This is a genomic window from Xanthomonas phaseoli pv. dieffenbachiae, assembly GCF_008639345.1.
Taxonomy (GTDB): domain Bacteria; phylum Pseudomonadota; class Gammaproteobacteria; order Xanthomonadales; family Xanthomonadaceae; genus Xanthomonas; species Xanthomonas phaseoli.
This window is the reverse complement of record NZ_CP041380.1, coordinates 2,373,835-2,400,621: the sequence shown is the minus strand read 5'-3', so window position 1 is coordinate 2,400,621 and position 26,787 is coordinate 2,373,835. Positions and strand designations below refer to the sequence as shown.

The window sequence follows — 26,787 nt, the reverse complement described above, 5'->3', positions numbered from 1 at the left end:
TATTGCAGTACCAGCGAAAGCCCTTCTGGAGAAGTCCGGTGGGGCTTTTTGCTGTGTGGCGTTTCGGCAGGATGTAGGGCTTGGTTGACCATTGCGCAGCCAACGAGGATGGCGACCTCGGCGCACCCAGGACGCGGAAGAGCTGAGCACGAGAGCGGGGGGGCGTGATCGGCGCATGCTCGACTGGCTGACGTCGGGAGTCGATTGGCTTGCAGGTGCTTCTGCGTGGCGCAGATGCCTGATTGCCAAGTTCGTCCGTCGGCACGCCACGCAACAGGCACACAGCTGCCGCGCGCCATGCAGTGTGCGACGTTGCAGGCACGCGACCGTCACGCTGCTTGCGTACCGTGGGAGTCTCTTTCGAGCAGGTGACCCCATGGACTTCGATACTTCGCAACAGCTGCGCATCCTGCGCGACATCCACGACACCAAGCCGGTGGCCGACGAAGAGGGAAACTGGGCGGTACGCGCCGGCTATGCCACGCAAGCCGAAGATGGCGACATCGACCTGACGCACGAGGGTCGCAAGGCGCTGGATAGCGGGCAGACCTGAGCGTTCCGCACAGTGCTTTGTGCGCTGGCGTTGAGATCGGTTGAGATCGAGCGTAGGCTTTATTTATTGCAATAGCCTACGATGGGTTCCTGCATCGCGCTCAGAACGTATTGCGAGGTGGCGAGATGATCAGCCAGCGATGTGGCGGCTTTCGCGTGCAGCGGGGTGTTGCATGCAACTTTCGCCAGCCAGACGCGCTTACACGTGTACTGGCTCCAGCCCGCAAGGGCCGCAATGCGTCCGCACGCAGGTGAGGCACAGGCAAAAAAAGCCCCGGCAGTGCCGGGGCTTTTAGATGATTGGCGTCCCCACGGGGATTCGAACCCCGGTGTCCACCGTGAAAGGGTGGTGTCCTAGGCCTCTAGACGATGGGGACGCGTATCAAAACCTCGTTGTCCACTTGAGACGGCCTAATGTCTGAAGTGGTGGAGCCAGGCGGGATCGAACCGCCGACCTCCTGCATGCCATGCAGGCGCTCTCCCAGCTGAGCTATGGCCCCGCGTTGCTGCGAGCCGGCAATCATAGCGACATCGCCACGCGATGGGAAGTGGTCTGAGCAAAAAAGTTTTGGCAAAAAGCACCGCCGCCGGACGAGCTGCTGGGCCGCACGCATCGAGCGCGTCGATTGAATAGCGACGGCGCGCACCTGGAGTACATGGAGCATCTCAATGCCTCGGTGCTTGCGTCGCAATGGATTGTGGAGGTAGTGATATGAGCGCACTGGATGCATCGCCAGCGTGCGCTTACTTTTCAGCTGTCGAGTTGCGAGCAACGGCTATGCCGCCCCGCGCGTCAGCATGCGCTGCATCCGGTTTACACGCGGCACCAGATCTTGCGTCCCGGGCTCGCCGTCATCGCGGTATGCGTGAGAGCACGAACATCGCGCACATTGCGTTTTCGGCGTCGCGATCTTTAGCGACGTCGCTGGAAAGGTCACAACGTGCAACTGCGATGGCGGGCAGTGCCATCTTCGGCATGGGGAGCCGGCATGCGAGCGCTCATACGCTTGAGGAACGCCGCAACTCGTCAGTTGCCTGGATCAAGTGGACGTTGGCAGTGCTAATGGCCGATCGAACAGCCGTGCGCTCGATCGATGCAAACACCAAGCGCTGCGTCTTCCGCGGGAGATATTCAACTCTTTCTATCCGCCGCATCATGCTGATGAAGCAGGGCATGTCCAACGTCGCTTAGAACCAGATTCTGCGTGGTGACGGGCAAAAAAAAGCCCCGGCAGTGCCGGGGCTTTTGGATGATTGGCGTCCCCACGGGGATTCGAACCCCGGTGTCCACCGTGAAAGGGTGGTGTCCTAGGCCTCTAGACGATGGGGACGCGTATCAAAACCTCGTTGTCCACTTGAGACGGCCTAATGTCTGAAGTGGTGGAGCCAGGCGGGATCGAACCGCCGACCTCCTGCATGCCATGCAGGCGCTCTCCCAGCTGAGCTATGGCCCCACGAAACTGAGAACGAAATGATAGCGGCCTGTTAATGTTCGCGCAAGCGCTTTCTCATTCCGAATGAGACGGTGCGATCTCCGCCTCGGACTCAGTTGACGCCGTGCAGATCGCGCAACTGCGTCTGACGCGCGCCGAAGTACGCCGCCAGGTCGGCGATGTCCTGATCGCTGAGCGCGGTGGCCTGCGCGGTCATCAACGGGTGCTGGCGGTCACCGCTGCGATAGGCCTGAAGCGCATGCGCAAGGTAGTCGCCGTATTGGCCGCCGAGTTTGGGATAACTGGGATCGATCGGCGCATTGCCATCGGCACCGTGACAGTCCACGCAGCTCTGGCCGGTTGCCTTGCCCTTGGCATGGGCGAGTTTGTCGCCAGCGTCGGCGCGGCCGGTGGGCAGACCTGCCGACGAGCCGGAGCCGTGCTCGCCGCTGGCGTGGCCCGGATCGCCAGCGGAGTGGTCGGTGGACTCAACCTGGGATTGGGAGCAGGCCGCCAACGTAAGGGCAGCGACCAGGACGATGGCTAGACGCGGAGCGTGCAGGGCGTTCGGCATGTGGGCGCTTACTTGAGGGTGGACAGAAAGGCGGAGATGTCGGCGATGTCCTGCTCGGAAAAGCTCTGCGCCTGTGCCTGCATGGTTGGATGTTTGCGCTTGCCCTGGCGATATTCGGTCAATGCCTGGGTCAGATACTGGCTGGTCTGGCCGCCGATCTTGGGCACGCGATAACTGGGGTAGGCGTTCTTATAGCCGGTGACGCCGTGGCAGCCCTGGCAGGTATAGGCGAGCAAGCGCCCATTCGACGGGTTGCCGGTCGGCGCGGCGGGGGTTGCCACCGTGGCAGCGGGCGCCGGGGTGGCCGGCGCTGCGGGTGTGGCTTGCGGTGTTGCTGATGCGCCCCCAAACGGCAGGAAGACGACCAGAGCGAGACAAGCGGCGAGCGGCTGCGGGCGCATGGTTTCGTATCCGGAAGACTGATTGAGCGTCCGCACGTGGGGGCGTGACGGAACCGGACCGAGTATGCCTGCGAATTGGCGCGGCGCAAACCGGGTGAATAGGCCAAGTTGAATAGACCATGACCTTTGGCGCATTGGCGGAATGTGCATTTGGGTGGTCTACTTGCCTACAACACCTGTTCACGCATCCACTAGGACACGACGATGTCGCCACTCTCCTTTTTGCCGGGCCGCAGCGGAACCTGCGCCGCTGCATTGTTGATCACCACAAGCCTGTTGCTGGGCGGTTGTAAGGCTGGAGAGGGAGAGGCCAAGGCGGCCGAGGAAAAGAAGGCCGTCGATGCAGTGCCGGTGGAAATCGCCAAGGCTGCGCGCCGTGCGGTGGCCGCCAGTTACACCGGCACCGCTGCGCTGGAACCACGCGCCGAGGCGCAAGTGGTGGCCAAGACCTCGGGCGTTGCGCTGTCGGTGATGGTGGAAGAGGGGCAGAAGGTGTCGGCGGGCCAGGCGCTGGTGCGCCTGGATCCGGATCGCGCGCATCTGGCGGTGGCGCAGAGCGAAGCGCAGCTGCGCAAGTTGGAAAACAGCTATCGCCGCGCCACGCAGTTGGTGGGGCAGCAGTTGGTCAGCGCCGCAGATGTGGACCAACTTAAATTCGATGTCGAAAACAGCCGTGCGCAGCACCGGCTTGCATCGTTGGAGCTGTCGTACACCACGGTGCAGGCGCCGATCTCCGGCGTGATCGCATCGCGCTCGATCAAGACCGGCAACTTCGTGCAGATCAACACGCCGATCTTCCGCATCGTCGACGATTCGCAGCTGGAGGCCACGCTCAACGTGCCCGAACGCGAATTGGCCACGCTCAAATCGGGCCAGCCGGTGACCTTGCTGGCCGATGCGCTACCGGGCCAGCAATTCGTCGGCAAGGTGGACCGTATTGCGCCGGTGGTGGACTCGGGCAGCGGCACGTTTCGTGTGGTGTGCGCATTCGGCCAGGGGGCCGAAGCGTTGCAGCCGGGCATGTTCGGGCGCATCCGCATCGATTACGACCAGCGCAAGGATGCGTTGGTGATCCCGCGCCTGGCGTTGTTGGACGATGGCGAACCGGCTGTCTTCGTGGTGCGCAACGGCAAGGCCAGCCGCGTTCCGGTGAAACTGGGCTATGCCGAAGGGCCGTGGCTGGAAGTGCGGCAGGGCCTGAAGGAAGGCGACCAGGTGGTGACTGCCGGCAAGGTGGCGCTGCGCGACGGCACTGCGGTGCAAGTGATCGGCCAACCCGATCGCAAGCCGGTCGCGACCAAGACTGCTGCACCCGCACATGACGAGACGCACGCATGAGCGAGAACGGCAACCCGCACGGACCCGTGCACGATCCGCATGCGCCACTGCCTGGCGGCGGTGGCCTGGTGGCCTTCGCCACGCGGCGGCGTGTGACCATCGCCATGATCACCGTGACCATGCTGCTGTTCGGGCTGATCGCGTTGCGCAGCCTCAAGGTCAATCTGCTGCCGGATCTGAGCTATCCCACGCTCACCGTACGCACCGAATACACCGGCGCTGCGCCGGCGGAAATCGAAACGCTGGTGACCGAGCCGGTGGAAGAAGCCGTCGGCGTGGTTAAGAACCTGCGCAAGCTCAAGTCGATCTCGCGCACAGGGCAGAGCGATGTGGTGCTGGAGTTTGCCTGGGGCACCAATATGGACCAGGCCAGCCTGGAGGTGCGCGACAAGATGGAAGCCTTGTCGCTGCCGCTGGAAACCAAGCCGCCGGTGCTGCTGCGCTTCAATCCCTCCACCGAGCCGATCATGCGGCTGGCGTTGTCGCCCAAGCAGGCGCCGGCCTCCGACACCGATGCGATCCGCCAGCTCACCGGCTTGCGCCGCTATGCCGACGAAGACCTGAAAAAGAAGCTCGAACCAGTGGCCGGCGTGGCCGCGGTGAAGGTCGGCGGCGGGCTGGAAGACGAGATCCAGGTCGACATCGACCAGCAGAAGCTGGCCCAGCTCAATCTGCCGATCGACAACGTGATCACCCGGCTCAAGGAGGAGAACGTCAACATCTCCGGCGGTCGGCTGGAAGAAGGCTCGCAGCGCTATCTGGTGCGGACGGTCAATCAGTTCGTGGATCTGGACGAGATTCGCAACATGCTGGTGACCACGCAAAGCAGCAGCGGCAGCGCGGCCGAAGCGGCGATGCAGCAGATGTACGCCATTGCGGCGTCCACCGGTTCGCAGGCGGCGCTGGCGGCAGCGGCCGAAGTGCAGAGCACCTCGTCGTCGTCCAGCAGCAGCATTGCCGGTGGCATGCCGGTACGGCTGAAGGACGTGGCGCAGGTGCGCCAGGGCTACAAGGAACGCGAAGCAATCATCCGGCTTGGCGGCAAGGAAGCGGTGGAGCTGGCGATCTACAAGGAAGGCGATGCCAATACCGTGTCCACGGCGGCGGCGCTGCGCAAGCGCCTGGAGCAACTCAAGGCGACGGTGCCGGGCGATGTGGAAATCACCACGATCGAGGACCAATCGCACTTCATCGAGCATGCGATCAGCGATGTCAAAAAAGATGCGGTGATTGGCGGCGTGCTGGCGATCCTGATCATCTTCCTGTTCCTGCGCGATGGCTGGAGCACGTTCGTGATCAGCCTGTCGTTGCCGGTGTCGATCATCACCACGTTCTTCTTCATGGGCCAGCTTGGGCTGAGCCTCAACGTGATGTCGCTGGGCGGGCTGGCGCTGGCCACCGGCCTGGTGGTGGACGATTCGATCGTGGTACTGGAAAGCATTGCCAAGGCGCGCGAACGCGGCCTGAGCGTGCTGGATGCGGCAATCGCCGGTACCCGGGAAGTGAGCATGGCGGTGATGGCGTCCACCTTGACTACCATTGCGGTGTTCCTGCCGTTGGTCTTCGTCGAAGGCATCGCCGGGCAGTTGTTCCGCGACCAGGCGTTGACGGTGGCGATCGCGATCGCGATCTCGCTGGTGGTGTCGATGACGCTGATCCCGATGCTGAGCTCGCTCAAGGGCGCGCCGCCGATGGCGTTCCCGGACGAGCCGAGCCACCCGGATTGGCAGCCGGAGCAGCGTTGGCTCAAGCCGGTGGCGGCTGGCCGGCGTGGTGCAGGCGCGAGCGTGCGCTATGGCTTTTTCGGTGCGGCATGGGCCGTGGTGAAGGTGTGGCGCGGGTTGAGCCGCGTGGTGGGGCCGGTAATGCGCAAGGCCAGCGACCTGGCGATGGCGCCGTATGCCCGTGCCGAGCGTGGCTATCTGGCGATGTTGCCGGCGGCGTTGCGGCGGCCCTGGTTGGTGCTGGGACTGGCTGCGGCGGCGTTTATCGGGACGGTGTTTCTGGTGCCGATGCTGGGCGCGGATCTGATTCCGCAGCTGGCGCAGGACCGCTTCGAAATGACCGTCAAGCTGCCTTCCGGCACGCCGCTGGCGCAGACCGATGCAGTGGTACGCGAGTTGCAGCTGGCGCACGACAAGGACCCGGGCGTTGCCTCGCTGTACGGCGTCAGCGGTAGCGGCACGCGGTTGGATGCCAACCCCACCGAGAGCGGCGAGAACATCGGCAAGCTCACCGTGGTGATGGCTGGCGGCGGTAGCCCGGCGGTGGAAGCGGCGGCGACCGAGCGACTGCGCAGCAGCATGGTCGGGCACCCGGGCGCGCAGGTGGATTTCGCGCGGCCGGCATTGTTCAGCTTTTCGACACCGCTGGAAGTGGAACTGCGCGGCCAGGATCTGGGCGAGCTGGAACGCGCCGGGCAGAAGTTGGCCGCGATGCTGCGCGCCAACGGCCACTACGCCGACGTCAAATCGACGGTGGAAGAGGGCTTCCCGGAAATCCAGATCCGTTTCGACCAGGAGCGCGCCGGTGCCTTGGGGCTGACCACGCGGCAGATCGCCGATGTCATCGTCAAGAAGGTGCGCGGCGATGTGGCCACGCGCTACAGCTTCCGCGATCGCAAGATCGATGTGCTGGTGCGTGCGCAGCAAGCCGACCGCGCCAGTGTCGATGCGATCCGTCAGCTGATCGTCAACCCGGGCAGCAGCCGGCCGGTGCGCTTGGCAGCAGTTGCCGAGGTGTTGGCGACGACGGGGCCGAGCGAGATCCATCGTGCCGACCAGACCCGCGTGGCGATCGTATCGGCGAGCCTGAAGGACATCGACCTGGGCGGTGCGGTGCGCGAAGTGGAAACGATGGTGCGCAAGGACCCGCTTGCGGCCGGCGTGGGCATGCACATCGGCGGGCAGGGCGAGGAGCTGGCGCAATCGGTGAAGTCGTTGCTGTTTGCGTTCGGGCTGGCGATCTTCCTGGTGTACCTGGTGATGGCTTCGCAGTTCGAGTCGTTGCTGCATCCGTTCGTCATCCTGTTCACCATTCCGCTGGCAATGGTCGGTGCGGTGCTGGCCCTGCTGATGACCGGCAAGCCGATCTCGGTGGTGGTGTTCATCGGCCTGATTTTGCTGGTGGGCCTGGTGACCAAGAACGCGATCATCCTGATCGACAAGGTCAACCAGCTGCGCGAAGACGGCGTGCCCAAGCGCGAGGCGCTGATCGAAGGCGCGCGTTCACGCCTGCGGCCGATCATCATGACCACCTTGTGCACTCTGTTCGGCTTCCTCCCGCTGGCGGTGGCGATGGGCGAAGGCGCTGAGGTGCGCGCGCCGATGGCCATTACCGTGATCGGCGGGTTGCTGGTCTCGACCTTGCTGACCCTGCTGGTGATACCGGTGGTATACGACCTGCTGGATCGCCGTGCCGATGCGTATTACCTGGAGCGTGGCCGGCGCATGGCCGGGCAACGCGCGCAGGCGGCGGGCAACGCCGACGGGCTGGAGGCACTATGAGCGTTGCCGCCTTCAGCATCCGCCGGCCGGTCACCACCATCATGTGCTTCGTGTCGCTGGTGGTGGTGGGCTTGATCGCGGCGTTCCGCCTGCCGCTGGAGGCGCTGCCGGATATTTCCGCGCCATTCCTGTTCGTGCAATTGCCCTACACCGGCTCCACGCCGGACGAGGTGGAACGCAACCTGGTGCGGCCCGCCGAGGAAGCGCTGGCGACGATGACCGGCATCAAGCGCATGCGCTCGACCGCCACCGCCGACGGCGCGAACATCTTCATCGAATTCTCCGACTGGGACCGCGACATCGCCATCGCCGCATCCGATGCGCGCGAGCGATTGGACGCGGTGCGCGACGATTTCCCGGAGGATCTGCAGCGCTTCCACGTCTTCAAATGGTCCAGCAGCGACGAGCCGGTGCTCAAGGTGCGCCTGGCCAGCCAGACCGATCTGACCGGCGCGTACGACATGCTCGACCGCGAGTTCAAGCGGCGCATCGAGCGTATCCCCGGCGTGGCCAAGGTGGAGATTTCCGGTGCGCCGCCGAACGAGGTCGAAATCGCGATCGCACCGGATCGGCTCACCGCGCACGACCTCAGCCTCAACGATCTGAGCGAGCGCCTGGGCAAGCTGAATTTCTCGGTGTCTGCAGGCCAGATCGACGACAACGGCCAGCGCATCCGGGTGCAGCCAATCGGCGAGCTGCGCGACCTGCAGGAATTGCGCGAGCTGGTGCTCAATGCCAAGGGCGTGCGGCTGGGCGACATTGCCGAGGTGCGGCTCAAGCCGACGCGCATGAATTATGGGCGGCGCCTGGATGGGCGCCCGGCCATCGGCCTGGATGTCTACAAGGAGCGCAGCGCCAATCTGGTGGAGGTATCGAAGGCGGCATTGAAAGAGGTTGAAGACATCCGCGCCCAACCGGCGCTACGCGACGTGCAGGTCAAGGTGATCGACAACCAGGGCAAGGCGGTGACCTCGTCGCTGGCCGAACTGGCTGAAGCCGGCGCGGTGGGGCTGCTGCTGTCGATCACGGTGCTGTTCTTCTTCCTGCGGCATTGGCCATCGACGCTGATGGTGACGCTGGCGATTCCGATCTGCTTTGCGATCACGCTGGGCTTCATGTATTTCGTCGGAGTCACGCTCAACATCCTGACCATGATGGGCTTGCTGCTGGCAGTGGGCATGTTGGTGGACAACGCGGTGGTGGTGGTGGAAAGCATCTACCAGGAACGCGAGCGCATGCCCGATCAACCGCAGCTTGCCGCGCTGCTGGGAACGCGCAGCGTGGCCATTGCGCTCAGCGCCGGCACCTTGTGCCATTGCATCGTGTTCGTGCCGAATTTGTTCGGCGAAACCAACAACATCAGCATTTTCATGGCGCAGATTGCGATCACCATCTCGGTGTCGTTGCTGGCGTCGTGGCTGGTGGCCATCAGCTTGATTCCGATGTTGTCGGCACGCATGAAAACGCCGCCGATGGTGACCTCCGAGCACGGCGTGATTGCGCGGCTGCAGCGCCGTTACGCCAAGGTGCTGGCGTGGACGTTGGCGCATCGCGGCTGGAGCGTGGCCGGCATCATCCTGGTCAGCGCGATCAGCCTGGTGCCCATGAAGTTGACCAAGGTCGACATGTTCGGTGGCGACGGCGGCAACGAGGCCTTCATCCAATACCAGTGGAAAGGCTCGTACACGCGCGAGCAGCTGGGCGAAGAGATCGGCCGTGTCGAAAACTACCTCCAAGCCAATCGCGCCAAGTACCACATCACGCAGATCTATTCGTGGTTTAGCGAGGTGGAAGGCAGCAATACGGTGGTGACCTTCGATGCGAGCAAGGTCAAGGACCTGCCGCCGCTGCTGGAAAAAATCCGCAAGGAGCTGCCGCGCTCTGCGCGCGCCGATTACAGCATCGGTAACCAGGGCGATGGCGGCAATGGCAACCAAGGCGTGCAAGTGCAGTTGGTCGGCGATTCCACCGACGCACTGAAGGCGCTGGCCGACGATGTGATTCCACTGCTGGCGCAGCGCAAGGAGCTGCGCGACGTGCATGTGGATACGGGCGACCGCACCAGCGAGCTGGCGATTCGCGTCGACCGCGAGCGCGCAGCCGCGTTCGGGTTCAGTGCCGAGCAGGTGGCCAGCTTCGTCGGGTTGGCCTTGCGCGGCACACCGCTGCGCGAGTTCCGCCGCGGCGACAACGAAGTGCCGGTGTGGGTACGGTTCGCCGGCGCCGAGCAGAGCAAGCCGGAAGATCTGGCCAGCTTCACCGTGCGCACCAAGGATGGCCGCAGCGTGCCGTTGCTGAGTCTGGTGGAGGTGCAAATCCGTCCGGCCGCCACCCAGATCGGGCGCACCAATCGGCAGACCACGTTGACCATCAAGGCCAATCTCGCCGAAAAGGTCACGATGCCGGAAGCGCGCGCGGCGATGGAAGCGCCGCTCAAGGCGATGAGTTTTCCCGCCGGCTACAGCTACACCTTCGATGGCGGCGATTACCAGAACGACGGCGAGGCAATGAACCAGATGGTGTTCAACCTGGTGATTGCGTTGGTGATGATCTACGTGGTGATGGCCGCGGTGTTCGAGTCGCTGCTGTTCCCGGCAGCGATCATGAGCGGGGTGCTGTTCTCGATTTTCGGGGTGTTCTGGCTGTTCTGGATCACCGGTACCTCGTTCGGCATCATGTCCTTCATCGGCATCCTGGTGCTGATGGGTGTAGTGGTGAACAACGGCATCGTGATGATCGAGCACATCAACAACCTGCGCCGTCGCGGGATGGGGCGGACACAGGCCCTGGTCGAAGGTTCCCGCGAGCGTTTGCGTCCCATCATGATGACGATGGGCACTGCGATCCTGGCGATGGTGCCGATTTCGCTGACCAGCACCACGATGTTCAGCGATGGCCCGCCGTACTTCCCGATGGCGCGCGCCATCGCCGGCGGCCTGGCGTTTTCGACGGTGGTGAGCCTGCTGTTCCTGCCGACTATCTACGCAATCCTCGACGACATGAGTAGCGGCGCAGCGGCACTGGTACGCCGTGCGCGCGGCGTGCCGAAGACAACGCCAGCGAACGCCGCGTTAGAGTCTTGAAATCAACCGTGCTGAAGTCTTGAACGATGTGAGGCGCCTGAAGCCCCTCTCCCCTTGGGGCGAGAAGGCACAGCTTGCGCGCCACCGGCGCGCGTGCCTTGGAGCGCCCGCGCCGTTAGCGCGGGCCGGGGCGCGGAGCGGGGGTTGGGGTGAGGGTGCGGTTTCCCGGTTCGTGCCAAGCATGCGGCTGTCAGACACTGACTTCGGCAGCAGGCGGCAGCGCGGCCGGGCATCGGCTCTTCGGCGCGGCAGACATCCTGTCTGACGCGCCGTCGCGGCACATCCCTGTGCCGCTCTCCGCCAATCCCCGGCCACGCTGCCGCCTCTGCGAGTCGTTATCGCGTTGAGTGAGAAAAAAAGGCAGCTGATTCAGTGTTCGACTTTGGTACGTGCCAATCATCCGCCAAGTTCGCTGCACGTCTTCTGGACCTTTGACTTCGCAGCTTCAGACAAACCGCCCCGACGCCAACTATTTAGAAGCGCGCGGTTTCTTCCGCCGCTCCTAATCCGCCGCCTTCAAGAGGGACGCGAAGAGGCGCCTGCCTCAACAGCCGAGGCAACGATCAACATCTAGGTCGAGCATGCCCTGCGGCCATCGCTGCTCACCGTTCCGCCAACGCATGAAACAAAGGCGTCCGCCAGCAATCTTTCCTCGACCAAAAGCAAAGCGCCAGCAAACCCGGCGTTCCTCATTCAAAACCAAAGCGCCAGCGGATCAACTTTCCCTCGGCTCTCCAGCTTTCCCGGCAACCTGGCTTCTAAGCCGCTGGATACGCCGGCCAGCCAATCAGCCCGCCCGCACCTGCCGCACGATCGCGGCCGCCTTGGCCGAACTTTCCTTGACCTTGTCCCACTGGCCTTGCGCCAGCCAGTCCTTGGGCACCATCCACGAACCGCCGATGCACAGTACGTTCGGCTGCGCCAGGAACTCGGCCGCGTTGGCCTCGCTGATGCCGCCGGTGGGGCAGAGCTTGAGCTCGGACAACGGACCGGCCAGGCCCTTGAGCATCTGCAGGCCGCCCACGGCGGTGGCCGGGAACAGCTTGCAGACGCGGAAGCCCAGGCCCATCAGGGTCAACAGTTCGGTCGGCGTGGCTGCGCCAGGTACGGCGGGAATCGGCGCATCCGCCAGCAGGCGCGCCAGCGGTGCCGGCGTGCCCGGGGTCACCAGGAAGTCTGCACCGGCATCCACCGACTGGCGCAGTTGCAGCTCGCTGAGCACCGTGCCGGCGCCGATCACGATGTTGGGCAGTTCGCGCTTGAGCATCGCCAGCGCGTCGATCGCCACCGGCGTGCGCAGGGTCAGCTCGATCGCAGGCAGGCCGCCTTCGAGCAGCGCATCGGCGACGCGGCGCGCCTGGTCCAGCGTGTCCACGGTGACCACCGGCAAGATGCCGGCATCGCGTAGCAACTGTTCGGCGGTGTTCTGGGTCTGGGCGATCGTCATTGCAACTCCGGGTGACGGCGACCGCCGGAGCGGTCGCAGAGAGGGAAAGGGATCAGGCGTCCTTGGACTCGTGCGGTGCTGCCGCGGCAGCGGCATCGGCACCGAGTTCGTACTCGGCGTCGTAGCTCCATAGCGCGCCGTCCGGATGGGTCGGGCCGCAGGAAATCGAAATCGCGCCCTGGTCGGCGGGGCCGACAACCTGGCGGTTGATGGCGAACAGATTGCGTCCCAGGTCGTTGCCGGCAACGGACGTATTGGGTGCAACCTCGCGCGATGCCCATTCTTCGGCCGAGACCAGCACTTCCAGCGTGCCGGCTTCACCGTCCAGGCGCACGATGTCGCCTTCGCGTACGCGGCCGATCGGGCCACCGCGCGCCGCTTCGGGCGTCAGGTGGATTGCGGCCGGGAACTTGCCCGAGGCACCGGACAGGCGACCGTCGGTGACCAATGCCACCCGTCGGCCCTGGTTCTGCAGCAGGCCCAGCAGCGGCGCCATCGAATGCAGCTCCGGCATGCCGTTTGCGCGCGGGCCCTGATAGCGCAACACCACCACGAAATCGTGCGGCAGCACGCCGGCGGCGTGCAGCTTGTTGAGCACCTGCGGGGTATCGATCACCACGGCCGGTGCCTGGATGCTGCGGTGCTGCGGCTTGACGGCCGACAGCTTGATCAACGAGCGGCCGAGGTTGCCGCGCAGCAGGCGCAGCCCGCCTTGCGATTCGAAGGCATCGCCGACCGGACGCGCCACGCTGTCGTCGGCGGTGGTGGCAGTGCCCGGCACGTAGCTCACCTTGCCGTCCTGCAGGCGCGGCTCATTGACGTAGGCACGCATGCCGCCTTCCACCACGGTGGGCAGATCGTCGTGCATGTAGCCGGCGTCCATCAGCTCGCGGAACACGAACGCCGTGCCACCCGTGGCCTGGAAGCGATTCACGTCGGCTTCGCCGTTCGGGTAGATGCGCGTCAACAGCGGTACCGTCTGCGAGATCAGGTCCATGTCGTCCCAGGTCAGCACGATGCCGGCTGCACGCGCCACCGCGATCCAGTGGATGGTGTGGTTGGTCGAGCCACCGGTCGCCATCAGCGCGACCACGGCGTTGACGATGGCGCGCTCGTCGATCAGGCGACCGAATGGGCGGAAGTCCTGACCAAGCGCGGAGATCGCCAACGCGCGTGCGGTGCCTTCGCGGGTCAACGCATCACGCAACGGCAGCTCCGGATTGACGAACGAGGCGCCGGGCAGCTGCACGCCCATTGCTTCGAGCAATACCTGGTTGGAGTTGGCCGTGCCGTAGAAGGTGCAGGTCCCGGGCGAGTGGTAGGACGAGGCTTCGGCTTCCAGCAGCTCGGCGCGCGTGGCTTCGCCAGCGGCATAGCGTTCGCGCACTTCGGCCTTCTGCTTGTTCGGAATGCCCGGCGTCATCGGGCCGGCCGGCATGAAGATCGCCGGCAAATGGCCGAACGCCAGCGCACCGATCAGCAGGCCCGGCACGATCTTGTCGCACACGCCCAGGTACACCACGCTGTCGAACATGTCGTGGCTCAGGCCGATGGCTGTCGCCTGGGCGATGTTGTCGCGCGAAAACAGCGACAGCTCCATGCCCGCGCGGCCCTGGGTCACGCCGTCGCACATCGCCGGCACGCCACCGGCCACTTGTGCGGTGGCACCGAGCGCGCGGGCCGTCTCGCGGATCAGCTGCGGGTAGTGCTCGAACGGCTGATGTGCCGACAACATGTCGTTATAGGCAGTGATGATGCCCAGGTTCGGCGTGGCCGCACCGCGCAGGCGCGATTTGTCGCCCGGTTCGGACGCAGCGAAGCCGTGCGCGAGATTGCCGCAGCTCAACCGGCTACGGAACGGACCCTCACGCAGGGCGGCATCGAGACCGGCCAGATACGCCGCGCGCGAGGGAGCGCTGCGCTTGCGGATACGGTCGGTGACGGCTTGGATATTCGGATGCAGGCTCATTGGCTACCGGCTATGAGAAACGGGGGAGGGAAGGAAATGCTCTTTTAATTCCCCGCACATGGATGTGCGGGTTTTTGCGAGGGACTCGCATCACATCGGCTGTTTCGAGGGACTCGCAACAAACCACTCGCACTCAAGCACACCAGTGCACCCGCAACCGTGGACCAGGCTGCTGCAGCGCCACGCGGATGGGATATTCGTTGACATCGTCGCCTGCCAGCGCAGCCTGCAGCACGTCCAGCTTCTGCTTGCCACGCAACAGCAGCAGGCGCGTCGGAATGCTGGCAAGCCCGGCGGGCGTCAGGGTGATGCGCAACGGCCATTGGTTCGAGCCCGGGCAGCCGGTGGCATCCAGCGACGCGTACGGCTGCGGGCTGGCGAGCGCCTTGGGCAGGTCGGTGGCCCCCGGGAACAACGAAGCGGTATGCCCGTCGCCGCCCATGCCCAGCACCGCCAGGCAGGCCGGTTCGGCATGGGTGGCCTGCAGGTTGGCGGTATGCACGCATTCGGGCAGTTGCTTGCCCGGGCGAACCAGCGGGATGAAGGTCGCCGCCGGTGCGTGGGTCAGGAAGCTGTGATTCACCAGCCAGGCATTGCTGTCCTGATCCTGCGGCGAGAGCCAGCGCTCATCCACCAGGCCCACCTCCACCCGCGACCAGTCCAGCGGCCGATGGGCGAGGGACTCGTACACCGGCGCAGGCGTGGTACCGCCGGACAACAGCATGCGTGCCTGGCCGCGCCGGGAGATTTCCTGTTCCAGCAGGTCGGCCATCTCGCTGGCCACCGCCTCGGTCCACTCGGCCGGGTCGTCGTAGCGCACCAGCGCGATGCGCGGGTTGTCCTGCAGGTTCATCGCTGCTCCCCGGGGTGCTGACGTTGTGCATCCACTGCGTACGCGGCGGCGCCCAGCAGGCCGGCATGCGGGTGCATGACCGCCAGCGATGGCACCTTCGACATGATCGCGGAGAAGCGGCCCTTGTGTTCGAAGCGCTGGCGAAAGCCGGAATGCTGCAGCGAATCCAGCACCTTGGGCACCAGCCCGCCGGTGAGGAACACGCCGTCCCAGGCGCCCTGCATCAACACCATGTCGCCGGCGATCGCACCGAAGATGGCGCAGAACAGATCGATGGTGCGCGACGAACGCGGGTCGCCAGCGGCCGCGCGTGCGGTGATGTCCTTGGGTTGCAGCGGGCCGGGATCGACGCCGGCGATCTCGCTGAGCGCACGATGGATGTTGACCAGGCCAGGGCCGCAGATCAGGCGCTCGTTGGACACCCGGCCGAACTGCTCGGACAGGATTTCCAGGATCCGGATTTCTTCCGGCGTGCCGGGCGGAAAGCTGACATGGCCGCCTTCGGTTTCCAGCGGAAAGCAGCGCCCATTGCGGATGATCAGGCCACCCACACCCAGGCCGGTGCCCGGGCCGATCACGCCGTAGTTGCGCGGCTGATCGATCGGTGCCGGCCGCCAGCTGGCGCCGCCCACCTGCACCACGTCCTGTGGACGCAGCAGGCTGATGGCCATTGCCTGCGCGGCGAAGTCGTTAATCAAATGCAAGGTACTGAAACCCAGCATGGTGGCGGTGCGCGTGCGCGAGATCACCCAGGGATGGTTGGTGATGCGCGCCTCGTCGCCATCCACGCGGCCTGCCACGGCGAACACGCCCTGGGTGGCCGTCACGCCGATCTGGTCGAGGTAATAGCGCGCCGCTTCGCCCAGCGAACCGAAGTCCACCACGGCGAATTCGCGCGAGGTGTCATCCAGCAACGGCACCGAAGCGTCGACATCGGCCAGCGCGAAGCGCGCATTGGTTCCGCCGATATCGGCAACCAGCACCGGCTTGGAAGGAGCGGTCATGCGTTGTTTCCCTGTGCGTCGGTGGCCGGAGGCAGGAAGTGGGCGGCGGATTCGGGACCCCAGCTGCCGGCCGGGTAGGGCTGCAGCGGCAGCGCGGCGTCTTTCCAGGCGTCGCTGACGCTGTCGATCCACGACCACGCCGCCTTGACCTCGTCGTCGCGCACGAACAGCGCCGGGTTGCCGTTGAAGGCGTCCACAAACAGGCGTTCGTAGGCGATGCGACGGTGCAGGCCGGTCGGCACCGACAGTTCCAGTTCCAGCGGCTGCAGTTCGATCGCGCCCCATTCCGGGCCAGCCAGGCTGCTCATCAGGCCGAGTTCGATGTTTTCCTGCGGCTGCAACTGGAAGGTCAGACGGTTGGGTACCGCGTTCTGACGGTCGGGGCGTTCGAACAGCCAGTGCGTCACCGGCTTGAGCGTCACCACGATGCGGGTGGAGCGCTCGGCCAGGCGCTTGCCGGTGCACAGGTGGAACGGCACCCCGGCCCAGCGCCAGTTGTCGATATGCGCGGTCACCGCGACGAAGGTTTCCACATCGCTGCCTTCGGGCGGGTGATAGGCCTGCGCCGGCTGGCCGTTGATGCTGCCGGCGGTGTAGCGGCCGCGCACGCAGTCATGCGCGGCATGCTCGGCGGTCATCGGGCGCAGGGCGCGCAGCACCTTGACCTTCTCATCGCGGATGCGGTCGGCCTCCAGCGAGGCCGGCGGCTCCATTGCCACCAGGCACAACAGCTGCAGGATATGGCTCTGCACCATGTCGCGCAGTGCGCCGGAGCGGGCGTAGTAGGCATCGCGCCCGTCGACGCCTTCGCTTTCGGCGACCAGGATCTGCACCGACTCGATGTAGGTCCGGTTCCAGACCGCTTCCAGCAGCGTGTTGCCGAAGCGCAGCGCGATCAGGTTCTGCACCGCCGCCTTGCCCAGATAATGGTCCAGGCGGAACACGCGGTCTTCGTCGATCAGCGCACCGATCGACTGCAGGATGTCGCGGGCGCTATCCGAGTCGTGGCCGATCGGTTTTTCCAGCATCAAGCGATGCGGTGCCGCCAGCGCGCCACCCAGCGCCAGGCCCTGGCAGGTGCTGATGTACAGGCCCGGCGGGATCGCCAGATAGCTCACGCACCGGCGGCTGGCCAGTTCGCGGACCGCGTTGGCCACCGAATCGGCATCGCGTAGATCCACCGAGCGATAGTCGACCCGCTGCAGCAACGTGTCGATCTGTTCGGCGGTCGCGATCGGCAATGCTTCGGTCAAACGCGGCTGCAGCACTTGGCGAAATGCATCGGTGTCGTGCGGCGACAGCGCCAATGCACGGATGCGGAAGTCCTCCGGCAGCAGGCCGTCGATGAACAGACGCAGCAGGGAGGGAAACAGATAGCGCTGGGCAAGATCGCCGGTGGCGCCAAACAGGATCAGGGTGTTGTGCATGGACCGCGTTTCAGATTCTGGAGACATCGTTATCAGCAGCTTGTCGGAAAGGCGCCGGTCGGCCGGCGGTCGGTACGTCTGTTCCTGAGCGACACTTGCGTGCGCGCAGCGGGGGGATGGACGCTGACACCCAATCCCGGATTGTTGCAGCAACTGGTGACCAGCGGTTAGCGCCATGGCGGCATAGCTGCACCTGCGTGACGGCATGCCATGCTTCGTACGGCGTGCCGCACTGCAGGCAATGACGTCCTCGCTGCCTGGCGGCATAGTCCTCCGGAGTTCGATGTTGCCATGTGAAAACGATTACATGTCAGAATAAACCAATGCATTCGTTTGCAGGTAATTCCTGGCAAGCGCATGCGGCGTCACCGCCATCGGGAGGGCCGAGGGCAGGGCGCACAACTTTACGTTGAGGCCAAACGATGGCGAAAGTGCAGTTGGAAGGTGTCCGCAAGGTCTACGACAATGGCCAGGTGGCGGTGCAGGGCGCGAGCTTCGAAGTCGCCGACGGCGAGCTGATGGTGCTGGTGGGGCCATCCGGCTGCGGCAAATCGACCCTGTTGCGCATGATCGCCGGGCTCGAAGACATCAGTGCCGGCACGCTGAAGATCGGCGAGCGCGTGGTCAACGACGTGGCGCCGAAGGATCGCGACATCGCCATGGTGTTCCAGAGCTACGCGCTGTACCCGCACATGACCGTGGCCGAAAACCTGGCGTTCGGGCTCAAGCTGCGCGGGCATCCGAAGCAGGTCATCGCCGAACGCGTCAACAACGCCGCAGAGTTGTTGGGCCTGACCCCGATGCTGGACAAGCTGCCCAAGGCGATGTCCGGCGGTCAGCGTCAGCGCGTGGCGCTGGGCCGGGCGATGGTGCGCGAATCCTCGGTGTTCCTGCTCGACGAGCCGCTGTCCAACCTGGACGCCAAGTTGCGCCACAGCGTGCGCACCGAGATCGCGCAGCTGCACCGCAAGCTGGGCACCACCATGATCTACGTCACCCACGATCAGGTGGAAGCGATGACGCTTGGCCAGCGCATCGTGGTGCTCAAGGATGGCGTGATCCAGCAGATCGACAGCCCGATGGCGCTATACGACCGTCCGGCCAATCTGTTCGTGGCCGGTTTCCTCGGCAGCCCGGCGATGAACGTGCTGCAGGGGCGTCTGGACGCGCAGGACGGCCTGCACCTGGTCATGGCCGACGGTTGGCGCGTGCCGCTGGGCGCGGCGCGGGTCGATGCGGCTTGGTTCGGCCAGGACGTGATCGTCGGCGTGCGTCCCGAGCATTTGCAGCCTTCCGACGATGCGGTACTGGGCTTCGATGCGCGCGTCGATGTGATCGAGCCGGTCGGCAACGAAATCTTCCTCAATCTCGACCATGGCGGTCAGCCGCTGGTGATCCGTGTCCCGCCGCAGAGCTTGCCGGCGGTGGGCCAGCCGTTGCGCCTGGCATTGCGTAGCGAGGCCCTGCACTTTTTCGATCCAGCCACCGGCCAGCGGCTGGAGGCGGCTTAGACCAACCGGTCAAACAGCGACCTAGCCGCCAGACGAACAGGGCCAGCGCGCGGATTGGGCGTGTAACGCTCGCCCATTGCGGTTGCTGCGCGACGTCCCGCCTGGCACGGCCCGCTAGGTTTTGCCGCTAACGCGCAAGTCCAGTCGTGAGTGCACATAGCCGGGCGCTCTGGGTGCCAGCCTGCAACACGGTGCCTGCGTCCAGCGTCAGCTCCAACGGCAATACCGCCAGCGCAAGGTTGCCGGCCACGCTCACCACTGTGCCGATCGCGCTACCGTCCAATGCGACGGCAGCGCCTGCATCCACGGCCACATCCGTTTCCAGCAGCTGCAAAGCGCGCTTGGCCTTGCCCAGAAAGTGCGTCCGCGCCACGATTTCCTGGCCCGGGTAGCAGCCTTTCTTGACGCTGTATGCCTGCAGGCGGTCCAGTGCCAACTGCTGCGGCGTCCACTGTTCGCGCTGGCCTTCGACCAGGCGGGCGAGTCCCAGTTGCAGATCGGTCCTCCGCCACTGCGCCTCTACGCTCGGTAGTTCGATAGGCGTCGCCAATGCATCCGGGCTGTAGAGCAATAGCGTGCGCGGCAGCGCGGCGCTCCCCAGATCCAGCTCGATACGCTGCGTTCCGATATCGGCTTGCGCGGCATGTGCGTGCTCCGGCGCGACGAAGCCGCCGTAGGCAAACAGCGCGGCAGTACTGATTTTCAGCTTGCGACGGAACACGAAACGGCCGAGTTGCGCGGCGATCTCGGCCGCGTTGCCGTCCGGCAGCAGCATCAGCAAGTGTGCGTCGTCCTCACGCAGGAGTGCGAAGATGGCAATCACGCGCCCCTTCGCCGTCAGCCACGCGTTCCACTGCCACTGCCCAACCGCCAGCGCCTGTACGTCGTTGGCAAATTGGGCATGCGCAAACGCCACTGCATCCGTACCGGCCAATCGGACGTATTGCATGTCGTGCAGGGAGCCAAAACCCTGCGGAATAAGATTCAAGTTGTCAGCCACGGAAGGGGAGGACTAAAATCGCCAAGTTGTGAGAGCACTATGATAGGCCATCCAACCCCCACCCCAGCGCAGGATTCCGAGACGCAGCCTTCTTCTCAGGAGCATATTCCCGAGAAAAAGCCACTGCCGAAGGAGATTGGTGGGCGCGACGGCCCCGAGCCAACGCGCTACGGCGACTGGGAAAAAAATGGACGCTGCATCGATTTTTGAGCAGCCTTTAGCCACAGCGGCCTAGTGCCGCCCAGCCGAGAAAACGAGCCCAGCGAATGGCGATCCGCGAACGTCCTCTCTCCCCGCATCTCCAGGTATACCGCTGGCAGATACAGATGGTGACCTCGATTCTCAATCGAGCCACCGGCATCGTACTGTCCGTCGGAGCACTGGGAATTGCCGCTGCCTTGCTCGCATTGATGCTTGGTCCCGACCATTGGAATTGTTTCCGTGACCAGGCTGCAACCTGGTATGGCCAGGTCTTCCTGTTTGGCTGGACCTGGTCGTTCGCCTTCCACCTGTTTGGTGGCCTGCGCCACTTGCTGCAGGACTTCGGGCAAGGCTATGCCGTTCGCTCGTTCATCAGCATGGGCTGGCTGTCGGTGGTTCTGAGTCTTGTGCTGACCGCTGCCATCTGGGCTTACGTATTGCTGTCTGGAGGTGCCGTATGAGTCGCTACCGTACCCCGCTGAAGAATGTGCGCGGCCTGGGTGCCGCCAAGACCGGTACCGAACATTTCGTGATCCAGCGCTTGACCGCGGCCGCACTGGTGCCGCTGTCGATCTGGTTCCTGATCTTCGTGCTGAGCCTGATCGGTGCCGATCACGCTGCCGCCACCGCCGCAGTGGCCAAGCCGTGGAATGCGATTCTGCTGGTCGCCTTCCTCATTGCCTCGTTCTGGCATGCGCAGCTGGGCATGCAGGTGGTACTGGAAGACTACGTGCACGACTCGCTGCTCGCACTGATTGCGCAGACCCTCGTGCGTTTTGTTGCCGTGCTGGGCGCCATCGTCAGCGTGTTTGCCGTGGCGCGTATCGCGCTGGGCATGAGCTGAGTCGTCAGCGACCAAACAGGAACCCATAATTCGATGTCCGCTTACAAGATCACAGAACACAAGTACGACATGGTCGTGGTGGGCGCCGGTGGCGCCGGCCTGCGCGCCACGTTCGGCCTGGCCCAGAAGGGGCTGCAGACGGTCTGCCTGACCAAGGTCTTTCCGACCCGTTCGCACACCGTGGCAGCGCAAGGCGGTATTTCTGCAGCGCTGGGCAACATGGGCGAAGACGACTGGCGTTATCACTTTTACGACACCATCAAGGGCTCCGATTGGCTGGGCGACCAAGACGCGATCGAGTACATGTGTCGCGAAGCCATTCCGGCCATCATCGAACTCGAACACTACGGTGTGCCGTTCTCGCGGACCGAAGATGGCAAGATCTACCAGCGCCCGTTCGGCGGCATGACCACCAAGTACGGCGAAGGCCCGTCTGCGCAGCGTACCTGCGCCGCGGCCGACCGGACCGGCCACGCCATGCTGCATACGTTGTATCAGCAGTCGTTGGCGCACAACGCACGCTTCATGATCGAGTACTTCGCGCTCGATCTGATCTTCGACGAAGAAGGCGTTTGCCGTGGCGTGCTCGCACTGGACATGGCCGAAGGTTCGCTGCATCTGTTCCGTGCCCACGGCGTGGTGCTGGCGACCGGCGGTTACGGCCGTGCCTACTTCAGCGCCACCTCCGCCCACACTTGCACCGGTGACGGCGGCGGCCTGGTGATGCGGGCCGGCCTGCCTGTGCAGGACATGGAATTCGTGCAGTTCCACCCCACCGGCATCTACGGTGCGGGCTGCCTGATCACCGAAGGCGTGCGCGGCGAAGGCGGCATCCTGCGCAACAGCAATGGCGAGCGCTTCATGGAGCGCTACGCACCGCATTACAAGGATCTGGCGTCGCGCGACGTGGTGTCGCGTTCGATGACGGTGGAAATTCGCGAAGGCCGTGGCGTGGGCGAGCACAAGGATCACATCCTGCTCGACCTGACCCACCTTGGTCCGGAAGTGATCAACGAAAAGCTGCCCGGTATTGCCGAAAGCGCACACATCTTTGCCGGCGTGGACGTGACCAAGCAGCCGATCCCGGTGCTGCCGACCGTGCACTACAACATGGGCGGCATTCCGACCAACTTCTACGGCGAGGTCGTGCGCAAGCAGGGCGACGATGCGGATGCCGTGGTGCCGGGCCTGTATGCCATCGGCGAGGCAGCGTGCGTCTCGGTCCATGGTGCAAACCGCCTGGGTTCGAATTCGCTGCTGGACTTGGTGGTGTTCGGTCGCGCGGTCGCCAACCGCTGCGCCGAGACGGTCAAGCCCAATCAGCCGCACAAGACCCTGCCGTCCGATGCCTGCGACAAGGCCTTGGGCCTGCTGGACAAGCTGCGTCATGCCAACGGCTCCACGCCGACCGCCGTGATCCGCGACAACATGCAGCGCACCATGCAGTCGGACGCCGCCGTGTTCCGCACCAGCAAGACGCTGAAAGAAGGCGTGGACAAGATGGCCGAGATCTTCGCCACCTTCGAGGACGTCAAGGTGTCGGACCGCTCGCTGGTGTGGAATTCGGACCTGCTCGAGACCTACGAATTGAACAACCTGCTGCTCAACGCGGTAGCAACGATCAATTCGGCCGAACAGCGCAAGGAAAGCCGTGGCGCGCATTCGCACGAGGACTTCCCGGACCGCGACGACGTCAACTGGCAGAAGCACACGCTGGTGACCGTCGACGACAAGGGCAAGTGCGAGTTCGATTACCGCCCTGTGCACATGTACACGCTGAGCAAGGACGTGGACGTGGTCCCGCCGAAGCCGCGCGTTTACTGATCGATGCGCATGCAGCGACCCACCGTTGCCTTGGCATCGCCCGCCATCGCCTCTGTGCGTGGCAGCGAGTCGGTGCAGCAGTTTGGTCGTCGCATGACGCTGGAGCAGCGCCGGCACATGGCCGGCCGCTGCGCGACTGCTTCGGCAGTGGCATCCGTCATCTTTACCTTCATGCGCACGGTGCGGTTTTCGTCTGCACCGCGCATCGCCTGAGCCAACGAGAGCAGCTATGGCAGAGTTCACCCTCCCCAAGAATTCAAAGATCGGCAAGGGCAAGCATTACCCTGCAAAGGGCGCCAAGAACACGCGCACCTTCAAGGTCTACCGCTGGGATCCGGACGTCGACGCTAACCCGCGCACCGACAGCTACGAGATCGATCTGGATAAATGCGGCCCGATGGTTCTGGACGCGCTGATCAAGATCAAGAATGAGATCGACCCGACGCTGGCGTTCCGTCGCTCCTGCCGCGAGGGCATTTGCGGCTCGTGCGCGATGAACATCGACGGTACCAACACGCTGGCCTGCACCAAGGCGATTGCCGCGTGCGGCAAGTCCGAGGTGCCGATCTACCCGCTGCCGCACATGAGCGTGATCAAGGACCTGGTGCCGGATCTGACGCATTTCTACGCGCAGTACGCCTCGATCAAGCCGTGGATCCGCACCCAGACGCCGCCGCCGCCGGACCGCGAGCGCCTGCAGTCGCCGGAAGACCGCCGCAAGCTCGATGGATTGTACGAATGCATCCTGTGCGCGTGCTGCTCGACCAGTTGCCCAAGCTACTGGTGGAATGGCGAGCGGTATCTGGGTCCGGCGATCCTGTTGCAGGCTTATCGCTGGATCATCGATTCGCGCGACGAAGACACCGGTACGCGTCTGGACGATCTGGAAGACCCGTTCAAGCTGTATCGCTGCCACACCATCATGAACTGCGCACGGACCTGCCCGAAGGGCTTGAACCCGGCGTTGGCGATCGCCGAAATCAAGAAGTTGATGATGGCGCGTCGCGCCTGATCGCACGGCAATGATTCCCCACCACGGGGAAGTGGTTCGCAGCGGCACCGGCCCTTGGGTCAGGTGCCGCTGTCGTTTTTGGCCCGCCATGCGGTGCGGTGGAGACTGAGATGGACGAACAAACCCTGCTGAAAAAATTGCGTTGGCGTTGCCGGCGCGGCATGCGCGAACTCGATCAATTGTTCGGGCGCTACCTCGATCAACGCTGGGGGCAGGCTCCCGACGCCGAGCGCGCTGTTTTCCTACAGCTACTGGATTGCGAAGACGATAAGTTGTGGCGCTGGTTCATGGGATACGAGGCTTGCCCCGATGCCGACAACGCCGCACTCATCGCCGATATTCGCGCCTTGCCGGCTTGAGTGGCGCCCCTCGCGCTGGCTGATTTGCGCGTTGAGCGTGTTGGTGGCGCTCGCCGTGTGGGCGGTGTGGCGCAGCGGCGCACCACTGTGGCTGGCCGCGTTGCTGTCGGCGTACGCGCTGCTTGCAGGCGGGCGAGCATTGCACCAGCTGTTGCGTTCGCCAGTGAGGCGAGTGCTGGTGCCATGGACGCAAACACCCGCCAGCATTGACGATGTGCAGGTGGAAGGGCTGCAGGTACGCTGGCGCGGGCCGCTTGCGGTGGTGTCGTGGAGGCGAACGGATGGCCGGCGCGAGCGCCTGCATTTCTGGCCGGACACCTTGCCGGCGCCGCAACGACGTGAACTGCGTCTGGCCGCTCAGGCCCACGCCATTTCGTCCGGGCGGCCGCTAGTGGCACCATAGCGTCCCTTTCCCGGTTGAACCGCATGTTCAAACCTATTCCGGTTGCCATCGGCCTGCGCTATCTGCGTGCCAAGCGGCGCAATGGCTTCATCTCGTTTATTTCGATGGCGTCGATCCTGGGAATCGCCCTGGGCGTGACCGTGCTGATCACCACGCTTGCAGTGATGAGCGGTTTCCAGAAGGAAATCCGCGACCGCCTGTTGCAGATGGCTGCCCACGCCACGGTCAGTGCAGAGGGTGCGCCGATGCGCGATTGGCAGCATGCGGTCGAGGTCGCCATGTCCGATCCGCGCGTGGCCGGTGCCGCGCCTTACATCGAAACCGAATCCTTATTGCAGGGGCCGCGCAAGCAGCCGGCCATCGTGCGCGGCGTGATTCCTGCCGAAGAAGGCAAGGTGTCGGTGCTGGCCAAGAAGATGCAACAGGGCTCGGTCGACAGCCTGACGCCTGGGTCGTACAACATCGTCATCGGCAAGGAGCTGGCGTTGTGGCTTGGCGTGGATGTCGGCGACAGCATCGTCGTGTTGCTCAGCGACACCCAGGCGACGCCGCTGGGCGCGATGCCGCGGCTCAAGCGTTTCACCGTGAGCGGTATTTTCGAGGCCGGATACAACGAGATCGACCGCGGCCTCGCCGTGGTGAACATGCAGGACCTGGCGCGCGTGCTGCGCATGGATGGCGTCACCGGCGTGCGTCTGCGCCTGCATGACATGGATCAGGCCTGGCCGGTGGCGCGCGATCTGGCGGTGAAGTTGCACGGCCCGTATCGGGTCAGCGACTGGACCCAGGAAAACGCCAACCTGTATCACTCGTTGAAGATGGAAAAGACCGTGATGGGCATCCTGCTGTCGCTGATCGTGGCGATGGGGGCGTTCAACCTGGTGTCCTCGCAGGTGATGCTGGTGACCGACAAGCAGGCCGATATCGCCATCTTGCGCACGCTCGGGCTGTCGCCGGGCGGGGTGATGCAGGTATTCATGGTGCAGGGCTCGTTGATCGGCTTCATGGGTACCTTCATGGGCGTGATCGGCGGCATCGTGCTGACGCTCAACCTTGAACGCATCCTCGGTGTGATCGAGACGATTTTCAGCGTCAAGTTGCTACCCGAGGACGTGTACTACATCACCGGCCTGCCGACCGATATGCAGACCCAGGACGTGGTGGTGATCACCGTGGTGGCATTGGTGATGAGTTTCCTGGCGACCTTGTACCCGGCGTGGCGCGCCTCGCGCACCCAGCCGGCGGAGGCGCTGCGTTATGAATGAGATCCGGGAAACGTCCGTGCAAACACCAGAACAGGCAACTGCGGTGATCCGCGCCGAAGCGCTGGCCAAGACCTACGCCGAAGGCAAGATGCGCACGCCGGTATTCGATGGCCTGGACCTGTCGGTGGCCACCGGCGAAACCGTGGCGATCGTGGGCGCCTCCGGCGCCGGCAAGAGCACCTTGCTGCATCTGCTCGGCGGTCTGGATATTCCCACTTCCGGCGAAGTGTATGTGGCCGGCGAGCGCATGTCGGCGCTGTCCGACGCGCAGCGTGGCAAGCTGCGTAACCAGGCGCTTGGCTTCGTCTACCAGTTCCATCACCTGCTGCCGGAATTCACCGCGTTGGAGAACGTGATGATGCCGGTGCTGTTGTCCGGCAAGGATGTTGCCGTTGCCAAAAGTCAGGCGCTGCAACTGCTGGAATCGGTCGGGCTTGGGCATCGCGTCGAACACAAGCCCAGCGAGCTCTCCGGCGGCGAGCGCCAGCGCTGTGCGGTGGCGCGTGCATTGGTCAACAGGCCAGGCTGCGTATTGGGCGACGAGCCCACCGGCAATCTCGACGACAAGACCGCGGGCACCGTGTTCGAGCTGATGCTGGAGCTCAACCGCGCCCAGCGCACCAGCCTGGTGTTGGTGACGCACGACCGCGGCCTGGCACGGCGCCTGGACCGCGTACTGGAGCTACACCAGGGCAAGCTGCGCGAATTAGCGCCGTCTGCGGTGTAAGCGCATGGCGAAGCGGTCGGCTGGCAGACCGATCGCATTGCCGATGAGCGTGGA

General features: G+C 64.5%; 24 protein-coding genes and 4 tRNA genes. 16 read left to right on the top strand and 12 right to left on the bottom strand.

Features of this window, described 5'->3' with window-relative positions; translation table 11 throughout:
* The first annotated feature begins 376 nt into the window (after positions 1-376).
* Positions 377-553 carry a hypothetical protein gene (locus tag FLG15_RS10925; protein WP_017157544.1) on the top strand — a complete coding sequence of 59 codons (177 nt, stop codon included), beginning with the start codon at positions 377-379 and terminating at the stop codon, positions 551-553.
* Positions 554-853: 300 nt separating this feature from the next.
* Here FLG15_RS10925 and FLG15_RS10920 read toward each other — a convergent pair.
* Positions 854-929, bottom strand: a tRNA-Glu gene (locus FLG15_RS10920).
* 47 nt (positions 930-976) lie between these two features.
* Positions 977-1,052 (bottom strand) — tRNA-Ala (locus FLG15_RS10915).
* A gap of 362 nt (positions 1,053-1,414) precedes the next feature.
* Here FLG15_RS10915 and FLG15_RS10910 point away from each other — a divergent pair.
* The gene (locus FLG15_RS10910; protein WP_150146092.1) at positions 1,415-1,744 is read left to right on the top strand and encodes a hypothetical protein; all 330 of its coding nucleotides are present in this window, start codon (positions 1,415-1,417) and stop codon (positions 1,742-1,744) included.
* A gap of 63 nt (positions 1,745-1,807) precedes the next feature.
* Here FLG15_RS10910 and FLG15_RS10905 read toward each other — a convergent pair.
* From FLG15_RS10905 to FLG15_RS10890, 4 genes are all read right to left on the bottom strand, one after another.
* Positions 1,808-1,883 (bottom strand) — tRNA-Glu (locus tag FLG15_RS10905).
* 47 nt (positions 1,884-1,930) lie between these two features.
* Positions 1,931-2,006 (bottom strand) — tRNA-Ala (locus FLG15_RS10900).
* Positions 2,007-2,097: 91 nt separating this feature from the next.
* Positions 2,098-2,559 (bottom strand): c-type cytochrome, encoded by a 462-nt coding sequence (locus FLG15_RS10895; protein WP_039567510.1) that lies wholly within the window; start codon positions 2,557-2,559, stop codon positions 2,098-2,100.
* Positions 2,560-2,567: 8 nt separating this feature from the next.
* A complete protein-coding gene (locus FLG15_RS10890) occupies positions 2,568-2,960 on the bottom strand; it encodes a c-type cytochrome (protein WP_033473913.1) in 393 nt (130 codons plus the stop codon).
* Between the two features lie 204 nt (positions 2,961-3,164).
* Here FLG15_RS10890 and FLG15_RS10885 point away from each other — a divergent pair, with 204 nt between their 5' ends.
* Genes FLG15_RS10885 through FLG15_RS10875 form a run of 3 tightly spaced genes read left to right on the top strand, consistent with a single transcriptional unit; the run spans position 3,165 to position 10,887 of the window.
* The gene (locus tag FLG15_RS10885; RefSeq protein WP_057678631.1) at positions 3,165-4,298 is read left to right on the top strand and encodes an efflux RND transporter periplasmic adaptor subunit; all 1,134 of its coding nucleotides are present in this window, start codon (positions 3,165-3,167) and stop codon (positions 4,296-4,298) included.
* The gene (locus tag FLG15_RS10880; protein ID WP_104622115.1) at positions 4,295-7,804 is read left to right on the top strand and encodes an efflux RND transporter permease subunit; all 3,510 of its coding nucleotides are present in this window, start codon (positions 4,295-4,297) and stop codon (positions 7,802-7,804) included. The genes FLG15_RS10885 and FLG15_RS10880 overlap by 4 nt, the downstream gene beginning before the upstream one ends.
* Entirely contained in the window at positions 7,801-10,887 is a 3,087-nt protein-coding gene (locus FLG15_RS10875; RefSeq protein ID WP_057678633.1) for an efflux RND transporter permease subunit, read from the top strand. The genes FLG15_RS10880 and FLG15_RS10875 overlap by 4 nt, the downstream gene beginning before the upstream one ends.
* A 787-nt stretch (positions 10,888-11,674) precedes the next feature.
* Here FLG15_RS10875 and FLG15_RS10865 read toward each other — a convergent pair.
* The 5 genes from FLG15_RS10865 to zwf form a co-directional block, all read right to left on the bottom strand.
* Positions 11,675-12,334, bottom strand: coding sequence for a bifunctional 4-hydroxy-2-oxoglutarate aldolase/2-dehydro-3-deoxy-phosphogluconate aldolase (locus FLG15_RS10865; protein ID WP_017156600.1), 660 nt, complete (start codon positions 12,332-12,334; stop codon positions 11,675-11,677).
* 52 nt (positions 12,335-12,386) lie between these two features.
* Positions 12,387-14,303 carry a phosphogluconate dehydratase gene (gene edd / locus FLG15_RS10860; RefSeq protein WP_057678634.1) on the bottom strand — a complete coding sequence of 639 codons (1,917 nt, stop codon included), beginning with the start codon at positions 14,301-14,303 and terminating at the stop codon, positions 12,387-12,389.
* A gap of 133 nt (positions 14,304-14,436) precedes the next feature.
* Positions 14,437-15,156, bottom strand: coding sequence for a 6-phosphogluconolactonase (gene pgl, locus FLG15_RS10855; RefSeq protein WP_017156602.1), 720 nt, complete (start codon positions 15,154-15,156; stop codon positions 14,437-14,439).
* Entirely contained in the window at positions 15,153-16,160 is a 1,008-nt protein-coding gene (gene glk / locus FLG15_RS10850) for a glucokinase (protein ID WP_017156603.1), read from the bottom strand. Before glk ends, pgl begins: the two co-directional genes overlap by 4 nt.
* Complete coding sequence (zwf, locus tag FLG15_RS10845) at positions 16,157-17,764, bottom strand: glucose-6-phosphate dehydrogenase (protein ID WP_170922393.1); 1,608 nt, start codon at positions 17,762-17,764, stop codon at positions 16,157-16,159. The genes glk and zwf overlap by 4 nt, the downstream gene beginning before the upstream one ends.
* Positions 17,765-18,009: 245 nt before the next feature.
* Between zwf and FLG15_RS10840 the strand changes: the two genes are divergently transcribed.
* Positions 18,010-19,098 (top strand): ABC transporter ATP-binding protein, encoded by a 1,089-nt coding sequence (locus tag FLG15_RS10840; protein WP_057678636.1) that lies wholly within the window; start codon positions 18,010-18,012, stop codon positions 19,096-19,098.
* Between the two features lie 127 nt (positions 19,099-19,225).
* Here FLG15_RS10840 and ygfZ read toward each other — a convergent pair whose 3' ends face one another.
* Positions 19,226-20,098: a CAF17-like 4Fe-4S cluster assembly/insertion protein YgfZ gene (gene ygfZ / locus FLG15_RS10835; RefSeq protein ID WP_057678637.1), complete on the bottom strand. Its 873-nt coding sequence runs from the start codon at positions 20,096-20,098 to the stop codon at positions 19,226-19,228.
* On the opposite strand from ygfZ, the gene FLG15_RS10830 reads away from it, so the two are divergent.
* The 10 genes from FLG15_RS10830 to lolD all read left to right on the top strand — a co-directional run bounded on the left by FLG15_RS10830 (position 20,000) and on the right by lolD (position 26,733).
* Positions 20,000-20,308: a DUF1674 domain-containing protein gene (locus FLG15_RS10830; protein ID WP_014090240.1), complete on the top strand. Its 309-nt coding sequence runs from the start codon at positions 20,000-20,002 to the stop codon at positions 20,306-20,308. The genes ygfZ and FLG15_RS10830 overlap by 99 nt on opposite strands.
* 56 nt (positions 20,309-20,364) lie before the next feature.
* Positions 20,365-20,760, top strand: coding sequence for a succinate dehydrogenase, cytochrome b556 subunit (gene sdhC, locus FLG15_RS10825; protein ID WP_057678638.1), 396 nt, complete (start codon positions 20,365-20,367; stop codon positions 20,758-20,760).
* Complete coding sequence (sdhD, locus tag FLG15_RS10820) at positions 20,757-21,143, top strand: succinate dehydrogenase, hydrophobic membrane anchor protein (protein ID WP_008576669.1); 387 nt, start codon at positions 20,757-20,759, stop codon at positions 21,141-21,143. The genes sdhC and sdhD overlap by 4 nt, the downstream gene beginning before the upstream one ends.
* A gap of 33 nt (positions 21,144-21,176) precedes the next feature.
* Positions 21,177-22,967, top strand: coding sequence for a succinate dehydrogenase flavoprotein subunit (gene sdhA, locus FLG15_RS10815; RefSeq protein ID WP_057678639.1), 1,791 nt, complete (start codon positions 21,177-21,179; stop codon positions 22,965-22,967).
* A gap of 9 nt (positions 22,968-22,976) precedes the next feature.
* Positions 22,977-23,180: a hypothetical protein gene (locus tag FLG15_RS10810; protein ID WP_057678640.1), complete on the top strand. Its 204-nt coding sequence runs from the start codon at positions 22,977-22,979 to the stop codon at positions 23,178-23,180.
* Positions 23,181-23,196: 16 nt separating this feature from the next.
* Positions 23,197-23,979, top strand: coding sequence for a succinate dehydrogenase iron-sulfur subunit (locus FLG15_RS10805; protein WP_057678641.1), 783 nt, complete (start codon positions 23,197-23,199; stop codon positions 23,977-23,979).
* 110 nt (positions 23,980-24,089) lie between these two features.
* A complete protein-coding gene (locus FLG15_RS10800) occupies positions 24,090-24,338 on the top strand; it encodes an FAD assembly factor SdhE (RefSeq protein WP_057678642.1) in 249 nt (82 codons plus the stop codon).
* On the top strand, positions 24,289-24,741 hold the full coding sequence (locus FLG15_RS10795) for a hypothetical protein (protein WP_057678643.1): 453 nt from the start codon (positions 24,289-24,291) through the stop codon (positions 24,739-24,741). The genes FLG15_RS10800 and FLG15_RS10795 overlap by 50 nt, the downstream gene beginning before the upstream one ends.
* 23 nt (positions 24,742-24,764) lie before the next feature.
* Positions 24,765-26,006, top strand: a complete 1,242-nt coding sequence (locus FLG15_RS10790) for a lipoprotein-releasing ABC transporter permease subunit (protein ID WP_022559175.1) — start codon at positions 24,765-24,767, stop codon at positions 26,004-26,006.
* A 16-nt stretch (positions 26,007-26,022) separates the two neighbouring features.
* Positions 26,023-26,733, top strand: coding sequence for a lipoprotein-releasing ABC transporter ATP-binding protein LolD (gene lolD / locus FLG15_RS10785; protein WP_484606950.1), 711 nt, complete (start codon positions 26,023-26,025; stop codon positions 26,731-26,733).
* The last annotated feature ends 54 nt before the right edge of the window (positions 26,734-26,787 follow it).